Raw genomic sequence first — 20,959 nt, forward strand, 5'->3', positions numbered from 1 at the left:
AATCATTAACCTAAAAAGTTAAAGTAATAGGCCTGAATTTGCTCACGCCATAGCAAAGTGACCCAACCAGCAATCGCAAGGTAGGGCCCAAATGGGATTGGCGTGGTTTTATCTTTACCTTGAATGATTATTTGTGTAATGCCAATGATGGCACCAACGACACTTGATAATAACACGATAGTTAAAATATCTTGCCAGCCTAGTAGCGCACCAAACACGGCTAACAGTTTAAAGTCGCCATAACCCATGCCTTCTTTACCAGTAGCAAGCTTGAATAACCAGTAGACACTCCATAAGCTCAGGTAGCCAACTGCGGCGCCGATAATAGCATCGCTCGGAGCAATGGTAATATCCAAAGTTGCAGCAATTAATGCTAACCAAACCAATGGCAATGTGAGCTGATCAGGCAGTAACATATGATCTATATCTATAAAGGTTAAAGCGACCAAAACCCAAGTAATTAATATATAAAGTAGAGCTAATTTAGTTGGACCAAACACAGCTGCAACTATTAAACTTAAAACAGCTGTTAAAATTTCAACAATAGGATAACGCACCGAAATCGGTGTTTTGCAACTGGCACAACGACCTTTGAGTAATAACCAACTTATAACAGGAATATTCTGCCAAGCTTTTATTGGTGCTTTGCATGTAGGGCAAGTTGAATTAGGTTTTACTAAGTTAAAGGGGTCTTGTTCTGTTTGCTGTTTTGAATTGAGCTCATCGGCCAATACAATACGGCATTCCGTTTGCCATTCTCGTTTCATCATCAGTGGCAAACGATAAATCACCACATTTAAAAAGCTACCAATACACAGGCTAACTAAGCCCACAGTCAAAAAATAAAACCACTGCTGACTTTGCATTGCAGTGGTTATATCAAGAAAAAAGTTTTCCATTAAATTACCTAATTTCTGGCCATTTATAGGCCGATTTTATTTCGCTGTGTTGAACCGTTTTTATTATTTATTTTTTTATTGCAAGCTATCAATTAAGGTTTAGTATTTTTCTTACAGTTATATTTTAAATCACCGAGCCTAATTGGAAGATAGGCAAGTACATAGCAACAATTAACCCACCAACAAGGACGCCTAATACAACCATAATTAAAGGCTCAAGTAAGCTTGATAAGCCATCAACGGCATCATCGACTTCTTGCTCATAAATAGTTGCCACCTTTGCAAGCATACCATCTAGCGAACCTGACTCTTCACCAATAGCCACCATTTGCACTACCATATCTGGGAAAATTTTTGTGTTGCGCATTGCCCAGTTCATTAAATTACCAGAGCTTACTTCGGCTTTTATCTCTAAAATCGCATAACGGTATACCGCGTTGCCAGAAGCGCCAGCAGCAGAATCGAGTGCGTCAACTAAAGGTACACCTGCCGCAAAAGTCGTTGAGAGCGTACGAGCGTAGCGTGCAACAGCCGCTTTATTTAAAATCATACCAACAACAGGTAGTTTTAATATTGCTCTGTCATTGGCATCCCTGAGTTTTCTGCTCTTAAGAAGTGCTTCTTTATAAATATAGCCTGCAGCTACTACAATGATTAGCATTACCCACCAATATTCCTGCATAAACTCCGAAATACCAATTACCATAAGAGTAAAAGCAGGTAGCTCTGCGCCAAAGCCGTTAAAAATATCTTGGAATTGCGGCACTACAAATATCAGCAAAATAGATGTTACGATTATAGCAACCACCAAAACCGCAATAGGATAAAACATGGCTTTTTTAATCTTTGATTTAAGAGCCTCTGCTTTTTCTTTATAAAGTGCAACACGGTCATAAATTTTATCAAGTGCGCCTGACTGTTCACCAGATGCAACTAAGTCGCAATAAAGATCATCAAAATAGCGAGGGTGCTTTCGTAAAGCTTGAGAAAGGGGAATACCTGCTTTTACTTCATCAGCAATACCCTCCATTAATTTTGCAACGCTTTTGTTCTTTGCACCAGAGGCTATCATTTCAATAGACTGAATTAGGGGAACACCTGCCATCAGCATAGTTGCAATTTGTCTAGAAATTAGGGCGATGTCCTTAGAGGTTATTTTCTGTACACGTGAGCCAAATATTGGTTTTGCTTTACGCTTAACTTTTGAAGGCGTAATACCTTGCTTACGTAACTGCGCTTTGACTAAAGCAATGCTTTGTCCTGAAAGCTCACCCTCTAGTTTTTTACCTCGAGCACTTACACCAACCCATTCAAAAGTATCTAAAGATTGCTTTTCTTGAACTTTACTCATTGTAAATCCATATGTTACTGATTGATGTTTAATAGCTTAATAGTAGCGGCCTTTTGAGGCTGAAACAATTGATAAGGTGATGTTATCTTGCTTAAATATGAAGATTCAGAGGATTCGGGTCTCAAAAGTGCAAAATACATTGAAGGTTTATAGAACAAAGTTTGTTTGGAGTTTTATTCATTTTCTAGTGGGTAGCTTGTTCTTGTTTATAGTTGCCACTTGGCTTTTTTTTAGCTGGTTTAATCATGGGCGATACTTACTCACTGATTTAGTGGGTATTACAGTAATTATTCTTTCAATTGATCTTATATTAGGCCCAATATTTAACTTCTGGTTGCTATCGCCACTAAAGTCGAAGCGTGAAAACTCAATTAATTTTGGCTGTATCCTCATGTTGCAGATTGTATCGCTTGCTTATGGTATTACTCAGATAGATGGTCAACGTTTGGCCTATATAGTTAAATGGCAAAACTCCTACTTTACGGTGTTAAAAAGTGAGGATAGAAGAGTAAACTATGAAGAAGCTTTATATCACTTTAATGAGCCTACAGTGCAAAGTAATGAAAGAGCTTTTTATGAAATGATGATAAAACATGCCATACCACCGATTGAAATGTATGAATATTTTGTGGAAGTTCCGTTATCGAGCGAATGTAATGAATCACCTTGCGAAGTGATTTCTAAATCAGGGCTAGTTAAATTAAAAAGTACCAAAGAGGGTATGGTCTTTTATTAGCAAGTACCACCGCTGATACAAGTGCTAGTTTGTGACAACTTCCATATTAATTGACCAGCATTTAATTGCCCTTGCATTATATAAGTATCACCATTCGACTCAGACGCATCAGCAGTCGCTGTTGATGTAATAATAAAATTCCCCGAATTCGTGATTTCAATGTTTGATACATGCTTAGGAGAAGTAAAATCGGTTTTTTTACGGCCTAGCTTAGTGAAGGTGTCGCATTTAGATAAATCAACATACCTGTGATAACAAAGCTCAACCGCTCTTTGCAAAGCATTACTGGCAAGCACAACTTCAGTGAATTTAGAACGTTTGAAATGATTGTTATAGGCAGGAAGAGCCAATGATAACAGAAGACCTAATATTGCCACCGTTACCATTAGCTCGATTAGTGTAAAACCATTAGGTTTATTCACAATTAAATAAACTTACAATTAGCAGATACCTGCTGCGATACATGTACCCGTTTGATCCCATGTTAACGTGCCATTAGTAGCGGTTGGGGTAAGAATATAAGTAGCGCTGTCTACAGTTGCAGCCCCAGTAGCTGTCACAATACCATCAGCTGCAACTGCAACACTTGCTACATGATCGCCTGCAGCTGCGCCTGCTGTGTTTAAACCAATTTCTGCTGCAGTATCACAATTATCTAAGTCGCCAGCACCACGAGTTTGGAAGCACACGTCTACAAGGCCTTTAGCTGAAGATGCTGCTAAAACTACTTCAGAGAAGCGTGCTTTTTTAGTGTAAGTTTGGTATTGCGGTAGTGCGATAGCTGCAAGAATACCGATGATTGCAATTACAATCATTAATTCAATTAGGGTGAAACCCTTTTGCTTTTGTTGTGTCATTTGTTCCTCTCCTAAAGGATATGATGATTTAGTAAGTTTAGCTATAACTTCAGCGTTGTAAAACCAAGGCTCAATTTACAGGTTAAATCTTACAGTTTTAATTTAAATGTCTTCAAATATAGCGTGATTGATAACAAAGTTTTCAACAAACATCCCATGTTCAAAGCATGTAAAATTACTTTAGCATTATTCAATGCATTTGAAAGCTATTTTACTGTAAGACAAGCAATTTTTCTGAACTTTCCGGCCTTACTTTGAGACAGGTCAAGCCTCTAAAATAGGGGGAACCCATTAGTAGGGTCTATACGCCTGCTGTAAATCATTGAAATGTTTATAGTTTAACTTTTAGTTATGAGTAGGTTAATACAAAAGGTTGAGCTGTATCAAACAAATGTATGTTTTTTGTTACTCACCTAAGCTTTTTGCGTATTTAATGCTTTTTTTATTTTCTTGTCAATAAATTAGGTAAGTCACTAAATACGTATAAAGGGGAAGTTAGCCGTTAAATCGCATGGATAGATCGATTGATTGTAAATTTTTTGTAAGTGCACCGCTCGAGATAAAATCTATACCTGCTTGCGAGTAAGTTTTAAGAGTTTCGAGTGTCATATTGCCAGACACTTCAAGTTTTGCGCGCTTATCTGTTATTGTGACTGCTTGCTGAATTTGCTCAACGGTGAAGTTGTCGAGCATAATGATATCAGCACCCGCAGTGATTGCTTGCTCAAGTTCATTAAGTGATTCAACTTCTACTTCAACTGGCTTTGTAGGGTGATTGCTTTTTGCTTGTGCTACTGCTTTATCAATACCGCCACATGCAGCGATGTGGTTTTCTTTAATAAGAAATGCATCAAATAGCCCGATGCGGTGATTCGCGCCACCACCACATTTAACTGCGTATTTTTGTAACGCCCGTAAGCCAGGAATTGTTTTGCGTGTATCGAGTAGCTGTGTGGTTGTACCTTCTAGCTCTTTTACATAACGAGCAGTTGTTGTTGCTGTGCCAGAAAGTGTTTGTACAAAGTTAAGGGCCGTGCGCTCTGCAGTTAAAATAGCGCGAGCTGAACCAGATGCTGTAAACAAAGTGGCATTCGCTGCGACTTTATCGCCATCATTTACCAGTACATCAACTTTCACTGTTGGATCGACTTGGTTAAATACTTCTAAAATAATCTCTTTTCCACAAAATACACAGTCTTCACGAGTTATTACCTTGGCATTCGCTTGCTCGTTTTTAGGTATCAGCTGTGCGGTGATATCACCGTCACCGGCGCTTTGGTAATTCAAATCTTCATCAAGGGCAAGTTTAACCAATTGGCTAATTAAAGAGTGAGGGACTGACATGTAGAAAGCTCATTGTTTATGAATAAATTGGCGAAATTTTACTATGTTTAACCCCTTATTAGAAGTTAAAGATCGACCGCCAGTAGAGGAAGCTTAATCGCATCCTCCTTAGCGAAAATGAATCTAACTAGACCCTAAGTTTTTAACCATTTACACTATTTAACTTTACTGTCATTGTTAGTTTTTAAAATGCATATAAATGAACTTGGTCAATTAAACAATGTGTTACAACGTCCATGTGCACATTATGATGAACGCCCTGATAATGAAGTCTCATTATTGGTCATTCATAATATTTCTTTGCCGGCAGGGCAGTTTGCAACACCTTATGTTGATGATTTATTTATGGGATGTATTGATTGTTCTGCGCATGAGAGCTTTGCTGATTTAGACGGTTTGCGGGTTTCCGCCCATTGCTTTATTCGTCGTACAGGAGAGATAATTCAGTATGTTCCTTTTACCAAACGAGCTTGGCATGCAGGCGTATCAACATTTGAAGGCAGAGAACGCTGTAATGACTTTAGTATTGGTATTGAGCTTGAAGGCACCGACACGCAAGCGTATACCCAAGCACAATATAATGCATTACACTTGGTGACATCGGCATTAATCGAAAAGTACCCAGATATAAATCGTTCGCGTATCGTTGGTCATTGTGACATTGCACCGGGCCGAAAAACGGATCCAGGTAGAAGTTTCGATTGGCAATACTATTTTGATTTAGTGTTTTAGTTAAAGGATATAGGTAAAAGCATGATCTTAATTTCAATAATTGTTGCTTTGGTGATTGAGCGTTTAGGGGCGCGGGCTGATTATTGGCAAATCGGTTTTTATGCCAACTCCTATCTTAAGCACTCGCAAAAACACCTTTCAGAAAAAGGCTTATTCAATTCCCCAATAGGCTTTTTGATTTGGTTAATGTTACCAGTGGTTGCCGTTGGACTAGTTTATCAATTCTCAGATTTTATAATTTGGCAGTTAGCTGTGAATGTTGCTGTACTGTTGGTTTGCTTTGGCTGTGCTAAGCAGCGTGCTTTATATAAGTCATACTTAAATGCATTAACACGTAACGATCAAGAAGCTGCTTCTTTATTTGCATTACAGATGGGGCAAAAGAAAACAGAAGATCAGCCCCATGGTGAGACATTTGGGCAAACGCTAGCATGGCTAAATTTTCGTTTTTATTGTGCAGTGATTTTTTGGTTTGTGGTTTTAGGTGTACCAGGCGCGGTGCTTTATGCACTAGTTCGAACCCTTGCAGACAAGGTAAGGGACGATCACAGTGTTGTCTATGCTAAACGTTTTAAACTGATTCATAGCTTACTGTTTTGGCTCGATTGGTTACCAGCACGTGTTGCTAGCTTTGGTTATTTAGTGATTGGTAACTTTAATAAAGGCACCAGTTGTTGGTTGAAGTATGTGCTCGACTTTTCAGTTAGTAACCGAAAAGTCGTTACGCAAACCGCACTTGCTGCTGAGCAAATAGAGCAACAACATTTTGGCTGTACTTACGAAGCCACCTGCATGATGAAACTTGTAAAAAGAAATGTATTGTTCTTTTTAGTGATTATTGCAGCACTTACTTTATTTGGTGGTTTGGCGTAGTAGATTGTAGGAATGACTTTATTCATAAATTGCTCTGTTAGTGCACTTCTATTGAGTTCTGATTTTTCAGCACTGAAGTGCATCCTACCTGTACTTGCTTCCAAGTCATTCAAATAGACTAACATCTACTATCTGATGACTAAATGCTTAGATGTAATACCTAGTGCTTACCAATCTGGTCTGACCATTTAATTTTTATTGTTTTTTCCTTCAGAAAAAGTCACTTTAATCCATACTGTTTAATCTTTAAGCGAATTGCGTTAGGGTGTTATTAGTCTTAAATCGCACTGAAATTGACAGAAATACGGGTTTTTGATAACGTATGTCTCAATTTGGTATGACCAATTTACCTTTTTGGTCAAGGCACAAAGTTAAGTACCCGATATTTATAGGGTTAATGCATAACAATGCGGACGTTAATAAATGTCTTTAAAGATTAAAGCAGCAAAATTATCTGATGTTATTTTACAGCAACTTGAGAATATGATTCTCGAGGGATCGTTAGCGCCAGGTGAAAAGCTGCCTCCGGAACGTGAGCTTGCGAAACAATTTGAAGTGTCGCGACCTTCACTGCGTGAGGCAATCCAAAAGCTAGAAGCAAAAGGCTTGGTGACACGTCGCCAAGGCGGCGGAACCTTTGTAAAAAATCAACTTGAAGAGGGGCTCACTGATCCGCTTTTTGATTTGATCAGTAAGCATCCAGAGTCACAATTTGATTTACTTGAATTTCGTCATGCCCTTGAGGGGATCGCGGCTTATTACGCGGCTATGCGTGGTACCACCAATGACTTTAAAAAAGTAAAACAAAGCTTTGATAATATCGCGCTTGTTAACGATGACATTGTGCAAAAAGCAAAAGCCATTAATGCATTCCATTTTAGTGTGGCTGAAGCATCTCATAACGTGGTGTTACTACATCTAGTTAGAGGGATGCAGGCTCTACTAGAGCAAAATGTATTACAGAATTTAACTGTACTGTTAAAAAAACCACAGATCAGCCAACAGCTTGCAGAGCATAGGCGACTGTTGATGGATGCGGTTATTGAAGGAAACCCAGAGCAAGCACGTCTTGCTAGTAATGCTCATTTAGCCTTTATCGAAGAAGCCTTACTTGAGGCTGGCAAAGAGCATTCGCGGATTGAACGTAGTTTAAGACGCACCAAACAACATTAAGCAAGTGATTAGCTAAGTTTAGTTAACTACTTAATTTAAGATTTATTAAAATAATTAGTATTTTAAACATAAGGAAACCTCCATATGTCTGAAGTCAATAAAATTGACGTAGACGCGCTAGAAACACAAGAGTGGTTACAAGCCCTTGAATCTGTTGTGCGCGAAGAAGGTGTAGAACGAGCTCAATATTTACTTGAGCAAGTGTTAGAGCAAGCCCGTTTAGACGGTGTTGATATGCCTACTGGCACGACTACTAACTACGTTAATACCATTCCGGTAGATCAAGAGCCTGCTTATCCAGGTGACGTAAATATTGAACGTCGTATTCGTTCAATCATCCGTTGGAATGCGATCATGATCGTATTACGTGCGTCGAAAAAAGATCTAGACTTAGGCGGCCATATGGCGTCTTACCAGTCTTCTGCTGCATTCTATGAAGTGTGTTTTAACCACTTCTTCAAAGCACCAAACGATGTAGACGGCGGTGACTTAGTGTATTACCAAGGCCATATTTCTCCTGGTATCTATGCACGTGCATTTGTTGAAGGTCGTTTAACAGCTGAGCAGCTTGATAACTTCCGTCAAGAAGTTGATGGTAAAGGTCTTCCTTCATACCCACACCCTAAATTAATGCCTGAATTCTGGCAGTTCCCTACAGTATCTATGGGTCTTGGTCCGATTGCATCAATCTACCAAGCGCGTTTCCTAAAATACCTAGATGGCCGTGGCTTAAAAGACACTAAAAACCAACGTGTATACGCTTTCTTAGGCGACGGTGAGATGGATGAGCCAGAATCACGTGGTGCAATCTCATTTGCTGCGCGTGAGAAGCTAGATAACCTATGTTACCTAATCAACTGTAACTTACAGCGTTTAGATGGCCCAGTAATGGGTAACGGCAAGATCATTCAAGAGCTTGAAGGTCTATTCAAAGGCGCTGGCTGGAACGTGATTAAAGTTGTATGGGGTAGCGGTTGGGATATCCTACTAGCTAAAGATACAACAGGTAAATTACTGCAGTTAATGAACGAAACCATTGACGGTGATTACCAAACATATAAAGCGAAAGATGGTGCATACGTTCGTGAGCACTTCTTTGGTCGTTACCCAGAAACAGCAGCACTTGTTGCTGATATGACTGATGAAGAAATTTTCGCACTTAAGCGTGGTGGTCATGAGCCATCAAAACTTTACGCTGCATTCAAAAAAGCGGAAGAAACCAAAGATCGTCCAACAGTAATCCTAGCTAAAACTGTAAAAGGTTACGGCATGGGTGATGCAGCTGAAGGTAAAAACATCGCGCACCAAGTTAAGAAAATGGATATGACACACGTTGAGCACTTACGCTCACGTTTAGGTCTTCAAGACTTGGTTTCTGATGAAGAAATTAAAGACCTTCCATATCTTACACTTGAAGAAGGTTCTGAAGAGTACAAGTATCTTCATGCACGTCGTGAAGCGTTGCAAGGTTACACGCCTAAGCGTATTGCTAAGTTCTCTGAAAAGTTAACATTACCTGAAGTTGACGCGTTCAAGCCGCTACTTGAAGAGCAAAAACGTGACATCTCTACAACAATGGGCTTTGTTCGTGCACTTAACGTGTTACTAAAAGACAAAGGCATTGGTAAAAACATCGTTCCTATTATCGCTGATGAAGCGCGTACGTTTGGTATGGAAGGTTTATTCCGTCAAATCGGTATTTACAATCCGCATGGCCAAAACTATACGCCGCAAGACCGTGACATCGTTTCTTACTATAAAGAAGCGACATCAGGTCAGGTACTACAAGAAGGTATCAACGAGTTAGGTGCAATGTCATCATGGGTTGCTGCTGCAACATCTTACAGCACTAACGACTTACCGATGATCCCATTCTACATCTACTACTCAATGTTTGGTTTCCAACGTGTAGGTGATATGGCGTGGATGGCTGGTGACCAACAAGCACGTGGTTTCTTACTAGGTGCGACAGCTGGTCGTACTACACTTAACGGCGAAGGTTTACAGCACGAAGATGGTCATAGCCACATTCTTGCTAACACAGTACCTAACTGTATTTCTTATGATCCGACATTCGCATACGAAGTAGCAGTAATCATGCAAGACGGTATCCGTCGCATGTACGGTGAAGACCAAGAAAACGTGTTCTACTACCTAACGCTAATGAACGAAAACTACCATCAACCAGCAATGCCTGAAGGCGCTGAAGAAGGTATTCGTAAAGGTATCTACAAACTTGAAACTGTGGCTGGCGAGAAAGCAAAAGTACAGTTACTAGGTTCAGGTACAATCATGATGGAAGTGCGTAAAGCGGCACAAATCCTCAGCGAAGAATATGGCATTGGTTCAGATGTATTCTCTGTAACGTCATTCAACGAGTTAACACGTGATGGTCAAGATGTTGAGCGTTTCAACATGCTTAACCCTGAAGCAGAACAAAAGACTGCTTACATCACAAATGCATTAACAGATGCAGTAACTGTTGCAGCAACAGACTACATGAAGAACTACGCAGAACAAGTTCGTTCATTTGTTCCAAGCAGCAACTATAAAGTGTTGGGTACAGATGGTTACGGTCGTTCTGATAGCCGTGAAAACTTACGTCGTCACTTCGAAGTTAATGCGGGCTATGTTGTAGTTGCAACATTATCTGAGCTTGCTAAACGTGGTGAAGTTGAGAAGTCAGTGGTTGTTGAAGCAATCAAGAAGTTCGACATCGACACAAACAAAGTTAACCCGCTATACGCATAAGAGGTTCCAATGAGTATTGAAATTAAAGTACCAGATATCGGTGGCGATGAAGTTGAAGTAACCGAAATCCTTGTTAGCGTTGGTGATAAGGTTGAGGTTGATCAGTCGTTATTAACGGTTGAAGGCGACAAAGCATCAATGGAAGTACCTGCTGCACAAGCAGGTACGGTTAAAGAAATTAAAGTAGCTGAAGGTGATACGGTAACGACGGGTTCACTTATCATGATCTTCGAAGGTGAAGAACAAGCTGCGGCTCCTGCAGAGGCTAAAGAAGAAGCTAAAGAAGAGCCAACTAAACAATCTTCAGCTTCTGCAACGCAAGAAGTTAATGTGCCAGATATCGGCGATGATGAAGTTGAAGTAACTGAAATCATGGTTGCGGTAGGTGACACGGTTGAAGAAGAGCAATCTTTATTAAGCGTTGAAGGCGATAAAGCATCAATGGAAGTACCTGCGCCATTTGCTGGTACTGTTAAAGAGATCAAAATCGCAACTGGCGATAAAGTGAAAACTGGCTCTTTAATCTTCGTTTTTGAAACAGCATCAAGCGGCTCTGAAGCACCTGCAGCAGAATCAACTCAAGCAGAATCAACTCAAGCAGAATCAGCTTCAGCAGAAGCTGCTCCTGCTACATCTGGCACTAAAGAAGTAAACGTGCCAGATATCGGTGGTGATGAAGTTGAAGTAACCGAAGTGATGGTTGCTGTTGGCGATAAGGTTGAAGAAGATCAATCAATCTTAAACGTTGAAGGCGATAAAGCATCAATGGAAGTGCCAGCACCATTTGCCGGTACAGTTAAAGAAATCAAAGTAGCAGCTGGAGATAAAGTATCAACTGGCTCACTTATCTTTGTATTTGAAGTAGCCGGTAGTGCACCCGCTGCAGCTGAACCTGCTCCTGCAAAAGCTGAAGCCGCTCCTGCTGCAAAAGCACCAGCAGCTGAAAAGCCTGCATCAGCACCTGCAAGCAACGAAGGTTTTGCAGATAACAAAGCGTATGCACATGCATCACCAGTTGTTCGTCGTTTAGCGCGTGAGTTCGGTATTAACCTAGCAAACGTAAAAGGCACGGGTCGTAAGAATCGTGTTGTTAAAGAAGACGTACAAAACTACGTAAAAGACCTTGTGAAGAAAGTTGAATCTGGTCAGCTATCTGCAGGTAAAGGTAATGCGGGTGGCAGTGAGTTAGGTCTTATTCCTTGGCCTAAGGTTGATTTTGCTAAGTTTGGTGAAATCGAAGAGAAGAAACTTTCTCGTATTCAGAAGCTATCAGGTGCTAACTTACACCGTAACTGGGTGCAAATCCCGCATGTTACACAGTTTGACGAAGCGGATATCACAAGCCTTGAAGCATTCCGTAAAGAGCAAAACGCGCTTGCTGAGAAGAAAAAGCTGGGTGTTAAAATCACACCACTTGTGTTTGTGATGAAAGCGGCGGCGAAAGCACTTGCTGAATTCCCAACGTTTAACTCTTCACTGTCTGAAGACGGCGAAAGCTTAATCTTGAAGAAGTACATCAACATTGGTGTTGCGGTTGATACACCAAACGGCTTGGTTGTTCCAGTATTCAAAGATGTTGATAAAAAAGGCATCATTGAACTTTCTCGTGAATTAATGGAAATTTCAGCTAAAGCACGTGACGGCAAGCTAACTTCATCTGATATGCAAGGCGGTTGTTTCACAATCTCAAGCCTAGGTGGTATCGGTGGTACAGCGTTCACGCCAATTGTGAATGCGCCAGAAGTTGCTATCTTGGGTGTATCTAAGTCAGAAATGAAACCTAAGTGGAACGGCAAAGAGTTTGAACCTAAATTAATGGTTCCATTATCAATGTCATACGACCATAGGGTTATTGACGGTGCACTAGCAGCACGCTTTACTGTGACGCTAGCAAGCTACATGAGCGATATTCGTCAATTGGTGATGTAATCGTCTCATAATTTATAAGAATCAAATCCCAGCAAGGTGTTTTTTGCTGGGATTTTTACCATTGGCAATGATACAATCTTTGCCATAGAACAATCTTGGTATAGATATCTGCTCTCCCTTTCTGCCTTGCAGAAACATGGCAGTTAAACTTAGGGGCAGTGTCCCGTTCAAACATTTAAGGTAATAGCATGAGCAACGAATTAAAAACTCAAGTTGTTGTACTAGGCGGTGGTCCTGGTGGTTATTCTGCGGCTTTCCGTGCTGCTGACTTGGGCTTAGAAGTAACATTGGTAGAATCTCGCAACACATTAGGCGGTGTATGTCTAAATGTGGGTTGTATTCCTTCAAAAGCACTTTTACACGTAGCTAAAGTGATTGATGACGCTGCAGAAATGTCATCTCACGGCGTTACTTTTGGCAAGCCTGAAATCGACCTAGACAAAATCCGTGATTGGAAAGAGTCTGTAATCGGTCAATTAACTGGCGGCCTAGACGGCATGGCTAAAATGCGTAAAGTGAAAGTAGTTAACGGCTACGGTAAATTCACTGGTAGCAACACACTGGCTGTTGAAGGTGAAGACGGTACAACAACGATCACATTTGATAATGCTATTATCGCTGCAGGTTCTCAACCTGTTAATTTACCTTTCATCCCTGAAGATGACCGCGTAATTGACTCAACAGGTGCACTAGAGCTTAAAGACGTTCCTGAGAAACTACTTGTTTTAGGTGGTGGTATCATCGGTCTTGAGATGGGTACTGTATACCGTGCGCTAGGTTCTGAAATCGACGTTGTTGAATTTGCTGATCAATTAGTACCAGCAGCTGATAAAGACGTTATCAAGATCTACCAAAAATACGTTAAGAACAAGTTCAACGTAATGCTTTCTACTAAAGTAGTTGGCGTTGAAGCGAAAGAAGACGGTCTATACGTTTCATTCGAAGGTAAAAACGCACCAGCTGACGCAGTACGTTACGACAAAGTACTTGTAGCTGTAGGTCGTACACCTAACGGTAAATTACTTGACGCTGATAAAGCAGGCGTTAACGTTGATGAGCGTGGTTTCATCAATGTTGATAAGCAGCTTAAAACAAACGTTGATCACATCTTCGCTATCGGTGATATCGTTGGTCAGCCAATGCTTGCGCACAAAGCGGTTCACGAAGCTCACGTTGCAGCAGAAGTTATCTCAGGTCAGAAACACTTCTTCGATCCTAAGTGCATTCCTTCAATCGCATACACAGATCCAGAAATCGCATGGGTTGGTGTAACTGAGAAAGAAGCTAAAGAGCAAGGCTTAAACATCGAAACTGCGGTATTCCCTTGGGCTGCTTCTGGCCGTGCAATCGCTTCAGCACGTACTGAAGGTCAAACTAAGCTAATCTTCGATAAAGACTCAGGTCGCGTTATCGGTGGTGCTATGGTTGGTATCAACGCAGGTGAAATGTTAGGTGAAATCGGCCTAGCAGTTGAAATGGGCGCAGACGGTGAAGACCTAGCGTTAACTATTCACGCTCACCCAACGCTAAACGAATCAATCGGTCTAGCTGCTGAAATCTTCGAAGGTTCAATCACTGACCTTCCAAACAAAAAAGCAGTTAAAAAGAAGTAAGTTCTTTTAATGAATAGCTTTAAAAAACCCAGCTTAGGCTGGGTTTTTTGTATTTAGATTGGAGCAACAAAAAAACCGTGTTTGTTATTACAAGCACGGTTTTTGTTATTAAGAGCTCGGGTTACTTATGGTAGCTTAAGCAGGTTTCAACTTCATTTTTAGAGCCTAAGATCACCGCCACTCGCTGGTGGATGGCATCGGGTTGAATCTCCATGATGCGCTCAGTACCTGTAGAGGCAATACCGCCAGCTTGCTCAATTAGCATTGCCATTGGGTTTGCTTCGTATAATAAACGTAATTTGTTTGGTTTGTTTGGATCTTTCGTGTCTGTTGGGTACGTGAAGATACCACCACGGCATAATACACGATGAACATCACCCACCATTGCAGCAATCCAGCGCATATTGAAGTTACGGCCGCGCGGGCCTGTGTCACCGGCTAGCAAATCGTTAATATAATTTTGCATCGCAGGTTGCCAATGGCGTTGATTTGAAGCATTGATAGCAAATTCGCTGGTCTCTTCTGGGATTTTTGCAAACTCTTGCGTTAATAAGAAGGTGCCGTGAGTTTTATCTAAAGTGAAAAAGCGCGTGCCTTTACCTGTGGTAAGAGCCAATACGGTTGATGGGCCATATAACACGTAACCTGCCGCAACTTGGTTCTTACCTGGTTGCATAAAGATACTTGGGTCAGCTGGATCAGAGCCTTCAGGTGCCGCCATAATTGAGAAAATCGTACCAACGAGCGAGTTAATATCAGTATTTGATGAACCGTCAAGTGGGTCGAATGCAACAATGTAGTTGGCATTTGGATTACCTGCAACAGTGAAGTCTTCTTCTTCAGAGGCAATGGCTTTTACGTAGCCCGATTCTAATAAAATATCTTTTAAAAGTTGGTTAGTTAGAACGTCGAGTTTTTTCTGTGTTTCACCCTGAATGTTTTCGTCTAGGGTTGAGCCTAATACGCCAGATAGGGCGCCTTGACCAACACGAAATGAAATCTCTTTACATGCCGCAAGTACCGTTCTGATCAATGAGATCAGTTCACGAGGGCAACCATCTTCTAACAATACCGGTGGGAGTCTACGCATTCTATTTTCCTGATAACGTTGTAGCCAGACATTTTTAGTGTGAGAGAGAATGTCTTAGCAAGCGCTGAATTTCGTCTTAAATAGCTGATTTTTATAAACGGTACTTTATACTGCTTAATACCTATACAGTATTTAAAACGCGAATAACAAAGATAAGATTATGCAAAAAATACCATTACTACGATATCTGCTCTTAGCTGTGCTACTTACTATGATAACTCAAGCACACGCAGCAATTAAGTCTATAAATGATTTTACTGAAAAAATGACTCATTTTTCTGGCTATTTTTCATTTTATTACGATACAGAAAACGGCAAATTGTACCTTGAGGTGGATAAACTCGAGCAGCAATTTTTATTACAACAAAGCCTACCTTACGGTGTTGGCTCAAACGATATTGGCTTAGATCGTGGTCAGTTAGGTGATACTCACTTAGTACAGTTTGAGCGTTTTGGTGATAAGGTGATGCTAAGAGCCATTAATACTTATTACCGCGCTAACACTAATAATCTTGCGGAACAACAAAGTATTAAAGAAGCATTCGCATCAAGTATTTTAGCGGGTTTTAGTGTTGTTGCTCAGTCAGACACTGCTGTATTAGTTGATTATACACCTTACCTATTAAGCGATGTTCATGGTGTGAGCCGCCGTTTATCGGCAACCGGGCAAGGAAGTTTTAACTTAGATAGCAACCGCAGTGCAGTTTATTTAGCGCGTTCAAAAGCATTTGAAAAAAATACTGAATTAGAAGCAGTACTTACTTTTCATGGAAATAACCCGGGTAAGTATGTTCGTCAAGTGAGTGCCGACCCCTATGCGCTGACAGTGCATATGCATCACTCATTAATTGAGTTACCTGATGATAATTACACCCCGCGTAAATTCCATCCTCAAGCAGGTTTTTGGAGCATTGAGCATAAAGATTATGCGGCTGCGCTGGGTGAGTCTATGTATGTACGTTACATCCCACGTCATCGTTTAGCGAAAAAATATCCGAGCTTACCAATCAGCGAACCCGTTGAACCGATTGTTTATTATTTAGATCCGGGCGTACCTGAGCCAGTTAAAACAGCGTTACTTGATGGTGCTAAATGGTGGAATGATGCATTTAGTGCAGCAGGCTACAAGAATGCTTTTATCGTTAAAGTATTACCTGATGATGCAGACCCTATGGATGTGCGCTATAACGTGATCCAATGGGTTCACCGTGCAACACGTGGCTGGTCGTATGGCAGCTCTGTGATTGACCCGCGAACAGGCGAAATTATCAAAGGTCATGTGACACTCGGGTCACTGCGTGTTCGTCAAGACATCCTAATTGCAGAAGCATTAGCTGCTCCATACTTTGAAGGCAATGAAGTGGCTAAGCGTTTACAAGCCATGGCACTTGATCGTATTCGTCAATTAAGCGCCCATGAAGTAGGGCATACTTTAGGTATTTCGCATAACTTTGCAGCGTCAGTGGCAGACAGAGCCTCTGTAATGGATTATCCACATCCGTTACTGAGCTTTAATGAGCAAGGTAAGTTAGATGTAAGCCGAGGCTATGCTGCTGGTATGGGCGTTTGGGATACTCAAGTGATTAAATACGGCTATAGTGATTTCACTAATCAAGATGAAGCACAGCAATTGGCCGCAATTTTAGCTGAAAATAAAAGTAAAGGGCTGGAGTTTATCTCAGACAGTGATGCCCGTGCTCAAGGTGGTGCTCACCCAACTGGCCATTTATGGGATAACGGTAGTTCACCGAGTGATGAGCTAATGCGTGTACTTGATGTTCGTAAACAAGCGCTGACGAGCTTTGGCATTGAGAACATCAAAACGGGCACTGCTTTATCGCAACTAGAAGAAATGCTGGTGCCACTTTATTTATTCCACCGTTATCAAGTAGAAGCTGCGGTTAAACTAATTGCTGGTGTGAATTACGAATACGAAGTGCGCGATGGCTCACAGCCTAAAGGGGCGCAGGTTGTTGCAAAGCAAACACAACAAGCGGCAGCCGATGCAGTGCTTGCTACACTAAAAGCCGAGAACCTTGTTTTACCTGAGTCGGTATTAGCGCTTATTCCACCAAAAGCGTATGGTGAATCTAAGTCACGGGAGAGCATTGTTGGTCGCACAGGACTTACGCTTGATGCTATGGCACTGCCTGAGGTGGCTGCTGCACATAGTTTGAATCTACTTTTTAATAGCCAACGCATTAACCGCTTAGCGCAGCAGCAAGCAAGAAGCGATGCATTTTATGGTTTAGATGCGCTATTAGCGCAAACTTATCAGCAAGTTTTTGAGCAAAAAATTGCTTCAGGGATGGCAGGTAAAATTAGCCAGCGTGTGCAGCTTTTAACAGCGAAACAGTTTGCCGATTTAGTCGCAAGCAGCGAAGTCGCACCTGAGGTACAAGCCCAACTGCGTTACTACTTAGCTAAACTAGCAAAGAGTTATCAGCAAGAATCAATGCTAGGCAGCGCATCAGTTGGTAACAGTGCATTCAAGCAATATTTAAGCGAGCAAATCAGTCACTTTTTAGAAAGTGGTGAATGGCCTGCCAACTTTAAAGTGTTGCCAATGCCACCGGGTTCGCCAATTTAACCTTCCTGTGTTTTAAGGCGCCTAGCATAGCTAGGCGTTTTACTTGCATAAAACTGGATATTTGCTAATCTAGCGGCCTTCCTTTTTTGTCTTATTGAGGTGTATATGGCGTTCTTTTCTCGCTCGTTGTTGGCAGCGGCCATTACATTCTCTAGTTTTTCCAGCTACGCTACCCTTGAAAAAAAACAATGTGATGTTGAGCTTAGTCATGGCTTAATTATTACTGACGATGTTATTCGTATTGTTGATAAAGGTCAGACACGGGTACAAATTAATAACGATAAGCAATTATTTATTCGTGGTTACTGGGTTGATTTGAGCCCCGAAGAAAGCAAAGTTGTTGAACAGTTTAGCCGTGGTATCAGACAAACCGTCCCAGAGTTAGTAGACCTTGCGACTGATGGTGTAAATCTCGGTTTAAGTGCGATTGAACAGGTCGTTGAAGGTATGTCAGATAAAGAGCCTGAAGTACTAAAAACTCAGCTGCAATATGTTGAACGTGCGCTGATGGATAAGTTTAAGCGTGGCGATGACTTTTTCTTTATTGCTCCGCAGTCGCTGTCGAAAATCGATGATTTCTTCACTAAGGAAATTAGCCAAAAAATTCACTCCGCAGTTCACGGTTCACTGGGGGCTATTTTAGTGTCGCTGGGGGATGCGTTTAAATCGCGCGAAGGGAATATCGAAGATCGTATCAACGATATGGGACAGCGAATGGATATCATTTCAAAAGAAATTGATAAATCACTGCAAAAAAAAGCTGAGCAGCTTGAGATGAAAGCTTCTGAGTACTGTGAATGTTTAAACTCTTTAGATGTAACTGAATCAAGATTACAAAAAATAGTGCCTGGAATGGCAGATTTTGACTTAGTGCAAATTAAGTCATAGCCTTTTTTAAAGATAAAAAAACCGTGTTTTGAACACGGTTTTTTGTTTGTGTTTATGCTTATTAAACTTTAAACGCATCGACCGATAATCGAAGCTCTTCTGCTAACTTAGCAACTTCTGAGCTTGAGATGTTAGTTTGGTTTGCGCCTTCAGCGGTTTGCTCTGCAATTGCCACGATAGACTCCAATCGTTCACTGATCTCTTGCGATACTTGTTGTTGCTCATGAGCCGCAGTGGAAATTTCTTCACTTACATTGTGCGCTTGAGCAACAGCTGCAGTAATTGAGTCTAGTGCAGTGTTGGCAAGATCTGATTGCTCAACGCATGATTCAGCTTGTTGTTTACCTTTAGACATTGCTGCTACAGCAGCTTCTGCGCCTACTTGCAGAGATTCAATCATTGCTTGAATTTCTTGGGTCGACTCTTGTGTTTTACTTGCTAGTGAACGTACTTCGTCTGCTACAACCGCAAAACCACGACCTTGTTCACCTGCACGTGCCGCTTCTATAGCCGCATTGAGTGCAAGGAGGTTAGTTTGTTCAGCAATGCCACGAATTACATCTAAAATACCGCCAATTGAGGCGCTGTCTTTGTGTAACTGATTAATAACGTGTGATGCATCATCAACTTCACGCGCAAGTTGTTCTATGGTTGCTTTGTTTTGCGAAGAAATACCTTTAACACGATCAGCTTCTTTATCAGCATTTTTTATTTCGCTAAGTGCTTGTTGTGCACTGCTGCTTACTGCTTGTGATGTGCTGCTCATTTCAGTGGTTGCAGTGGCTGCTTGTTCAACTTGTGCTTGTTGATTGCGAATTGCTTGGCTAGATTCCTCAGTGATCGCTGAAGTCTCTTCTGATGCGGCAGCAAGTTGCGTAGAACGAGAAATAATACCTTGAATAAGTGTTCGTAAACTTTCAATCAGGGTATTACAACTACGAGACAATTCACCGAATTCATCTTTTGCTGAATCATCTAAACGTTGCGTCATGTCGCCGCTGGCAACGATATCAAGAATACGATTCACCTCAAGCAGAGGTTTCGTGATACGGTTAACTGTAATGACTGCGACAACAATAGCAATTAAGGTCGCAATAGCCATCGCAATCCATGTCCAAATGGTCGCTGTCGATACATTACCACTCACATCTTGTTGTAGATCAAATGCTAAGACAGTTGCTTCGTTTACAAGGTCTCTTAACTGCTTTAATGCTTCGGTGGTTGAGTTTTCTGCGTTAGCAAGTTCTGCTTGTGTTTGCGCTATGGCATCGATTAAGCGCTTTTTGTTAGCTGATAAACTGTTGTTACCACGCACATTATTAGCCAAAGATTCAAAGTAATTATTTAAATCATTGTATAGTCCAGCATTGTTATCAATAATTGCTGGGCGAATAAGACCAAGGCTTCGCTCAATCTCTTCTAGGTAATATACTTGCTCATTTTTAATGATATCGAGGGTATTTAGCGTTTTCACCGTAAGCATATCAGTGCTGTTTGTAACCACTGACTGGAAGTTGTTTTCCATGTTGTTGGCGGCTTGGTAGGCGCGAGAATGGTTTTCTTCAAGACCGTCAATATCAATGATATCAAGAACTACTGAGTTCGCATCTTCTGCGCTAATTTCTATATTCTCAAGCTGGCTTGCGAGTGTTTTGTTTAAATCGAGTTGTGTTTTCTTATCAGCAAATAAATTTTCGACAGATTTATTGAATCGCTTGTAGGTCTGCTCAACTTGTTGGCTGCTGCTTTTTAGTTCAGGATCATCGCTGACAATGCGTTGTAATTCTTGATAAGAGCTATCATAACGTTTTTTCTGTTCATTAAAGCGATTACGTATTGTTGTTAGTTCTTCTTGTGATGATGTATAAAAACTGGCTTGTGCAGCTTTACTCATTAAAATAAATTCGACCTGCAGCTCGTAGCTTTTATCAAGCGCTGGTAGCGACAGCTGATTAACACGCTGCGTTGATTGATCAATATTGGTAATTCTGACCAACGAGTTACCACCAATAAAAAGCAGGAGCAAGGTAATGACAATAAAGCCACCCCAAATACGCTGTCTAACGGTCAAGTTCATATGTAATTCCACAAAATAGTACTAATCAACACTTATCGGCAAGGTTGCCAATTAGT

General features: G+C 41.0%; 16 protein-coding genes. 9 read left to right on the plus strand and 7 right to left on the minus strand.

Features of this window, described 5'->3' with window-relative positions; genetic code table 11:
• Nucleotides 1–5: 5 nt before the first annotated feature.
• Both AAEU31_RS09985 and AAEU31_RS09990 read right to left on the minus strand, forming a co-directional pair.
• A complete protein-coding gene (locus AAEU31_RS09985; protein ID WP_421967135.1) occupies nucleotides 6–899 on the minus strand; it encodes a prepilin peptidase in 894 nt (297 codons plus the stop codon).
• 124 nt (nucleotides 900–1,023) lie between these two features.
• Nucleotides 1,024–2,250, minus strand: coding sequence for a type II secretion system F family protein (locus AAEU31_RS09990; RefSeq protein WP_421967136.1), 1,227 nt, complete (start codon nucleotides 2,248–2,250; stop codon nucleotides 1,024–1,026).
• 127 nt (nucleotides 2,251–2,377) lie between these two features.
• Here AAEU31_RS09990 and AAEU31_RS09995 point away from each other — a divergent pair, with 127 nt between their 5' ends.
• Nucleotides 2,378–2,986 carry a fimbrial assembly protein gene (locus AAEU31_RS09995; RefSeq protein WP_421967137.1) on the plus strand — a complete coding sequence of 203 codons (609 nt, stop codon included), beginning with the start codon at nucleotides 2,378–2,380 and terminating at the stop codon, nucleotides 2,984–2,986.
• On the opposite strand, the gene AAEU31_RS10000 is transcribed toward AAEU31_RS09995, so the two are convergent.
• The 3 genes from AAEU31_RS10000 to nadC all read right to left on the minus strand — a co-directional run bounded on the left by AAEU31_RS10000 (nucleotide 2,983) and on the right by nadC (nucleotide 5,187).
• Nucleotides 2,983–3,408, minus strand: a complete 426-nt coding sequence (locus tag AAEU31_RS10000; RefSeq protein ID WP_421967138.1) for a pilin — start codon at nucleotides 3,406–3,408, stop codon at nucleotides 2,983–2,985. The genes AAEU31_RS09995 and AAEU31_RS10000 overlap by 4 nt on opposite strands.
• Before the next feature lie 18 nt (nucleotides 3,409–3,426).
• Nucleotides 3,427–3,843: a pilin gene (locus AAEU31_RS10005; protein ID WP_421967139.1), complete on the minus strand. Its 417-nt coding sequence runs from the start codon at nucleotides 3,841–3,843 to the stop codon at nucleotides 3,427–3,429.
• A 495-nt stretch (nucleotides 3,844–4,338) separates the two neighbouring features.
• Nucleotides 4,339–5,187, minus strand: a complete 849-nt coding sequence (nadC, locus tag AAEU31_RS10010; RefSeq protein WP_421967140.1) for a carboxylating nicotinate-nucleotide diphosphorylase — start codon at nucleotides 5,185–5,187, stop codon at nucleotides 4,339–4,341.
• 189 nt (nucleotides 5,188–5,376) lie between these two features.
• Here nadC and ampD point away from each other — a divergent pair, with 189 nt between their 5' ends.
• The 6 genes from ampD (at nucleotide 5,377) to lpdA (ending at nucleotide 14,258) form a co-directional block, all read left to right on the plus strand.
• Nucleotides 5,377–5,919 (plus strand): 1,6-anhydro-N-acetylmuramyl-L-alanine amidase AmpD, encoded by a 543-nt coding sequence (gene ampD / locus AAEU31_RS10015; RefSeq protein WP_281546526.1) that lies wholly within the window; start codon nucleotides 5,377–5,379, stop codon nucleotides 5,917–5,919.
• A 21-nt stretch (nucleotides 5,920–5,940) separates the two neighbouring features.
• Nucleotides 5,941–6,792, plus strand: a complete 852-nt coding sequence (gene ampE / locus AAEU31_RS10020; protein WP_281546527.1) for a beta-lactamase regulator AmpE — start codon at nucleotides 5,941–5,943, stop codon at nucleotides 6,790–6,792.
• A 423-nt stretch (nucleotides 6,793–7,215) separates the two neighbouring features.
• A complete protein-coding gene (pdhR, locus tag AAEU31_RS10025) occupies nucleotides 7,216–7,965 on the plus strand; it encodes a pyruvate dehydrogenase complex transcriptional repressor PdhR (RefSeq protein ID WP_036965924.1) in 750 nt (249 codons plus the stop codon).
• An 84-nt stretch (nucleotides 7,966–8,049) separates the two neighbouring features.
• Nucleotides 8,050–10,716, plus strand: coding sequence for a pyruvate dehydrogenase (acetyl-transferring), homodimeric type (gene aceE / locus AAEU31_RS10030; RefSeq protein ID WP_135923553.1), 2,667 nt, complete (start codon nucleotides 8,050–8,052; stop codon nucleotides 10,714–10,716).
• 9 nt (nucleotides 10,717–10,725) lie between these two features.
• Nucleotides 10,726–12,645: a pyruvate dehydrogenase complex dihydrolipoyllysine-residue acetyltransferase gene (gene aceF / locus AAEU31_RS10035; protein WP_421967141.1), complete on the plus strand. Its 1,920-nt coding sequence runs from the start codon at nucleotides 10,726–10,728 to the stop codon at nucleotides 12,643–12,645.
• Between the two features lie 188 nt (nucleotides 12,646–12,833).
• Nucleotides 12,834–14,258 (plus strand): dihydrolipoyl dehydrogenase, encoded by a 1,425-nt coding sequence (gene lpdA / locus AAEU31_RS10040; RefSeq protein ID WP_138557162.1) that lies wholly within the window; start codon nucleotides 12,834–12,836, stop codon nucleotides 14,256–14,258.
• A gap of 121 nt (nucleotides 14,259–14,379) precedes the next feature.
• On the opposite strand, the gene AAEU31_RS10045 is transcribed toward lpdA, so the two are convergent.
• Nucleotides 14,380–15,348, minus strand: a complete 969-nt coding sequence (locus tag AAEU31_RS10045) for a class 1 fructose-bisphosphatase (RefSeq protein WP_235381745.1) — start codon at nucleotides 15,346–15,348, stop codon at nucleotides 14,380–14,382.
• A 160-nt stretch (nucleotides 15,349–15,508) separates the two neighbouring features.
• Here AAEU31_RS10045 and AAEU31_RS10050 point away from each other — a divergent pair, with 160 nt between their 5' ends.
• Nucleotides 15,509–17,938, plus strand: coding sequence for a zinc-dependent metalloprotease (locus AAEU31_RS10050; protein WP_421967142.1), 2,430 nt, complete (start codon nucleotides 15,509–15,511; stop codon nucleotides 17,936–17,938).
• 105 nt (nucleotides 17,939–18,043) lie between these two features.
• Complete coding sequence (locus AAEU31_RS10055; RefSeq protein WP_135923558.1) at nucleotides 18,044–18,826, plus strand: YggN family protein; 783 nt, start codon at nucleotides 18,044–18,046, stop codon at nucleotides 18,824–18,826.
• A 61-nt stretch (nucleotides 18,827–18,887) separates the two neighbouring features.
• Here the strand turns inward: AAEU31_RS10055 and AAEU31_RS10060 are convergent, their stop codons facing one another.
• The gene (locus tag AAEU31_RS10060; RefSeq protein WP_135923559.1) at nucleotides 18,888–20,903 is read right to left on the minus strand and encodes a methyl-accepting chemotaxis protein; all 2,016 of its coding nucleotides are present in this window, start codon (nucleotides 20,901–20,903) and stop codon (nucleotides 18,888–18,890) included.
• Nucleotides 20,904–20,959: the final 56 nt, after the last annotated feature.

The organism is Pseudoalteromonas thalassia, assembly GCF_049257215.1.
Classification (GTDB): domain Bacteria; phylum Pseudomonadota; class Gammaproteobacteria; order Enterobacterales; family Alteromonadaceae; genus Pseudoalteromonas; species Pseudoalteromonas lipolytica_C.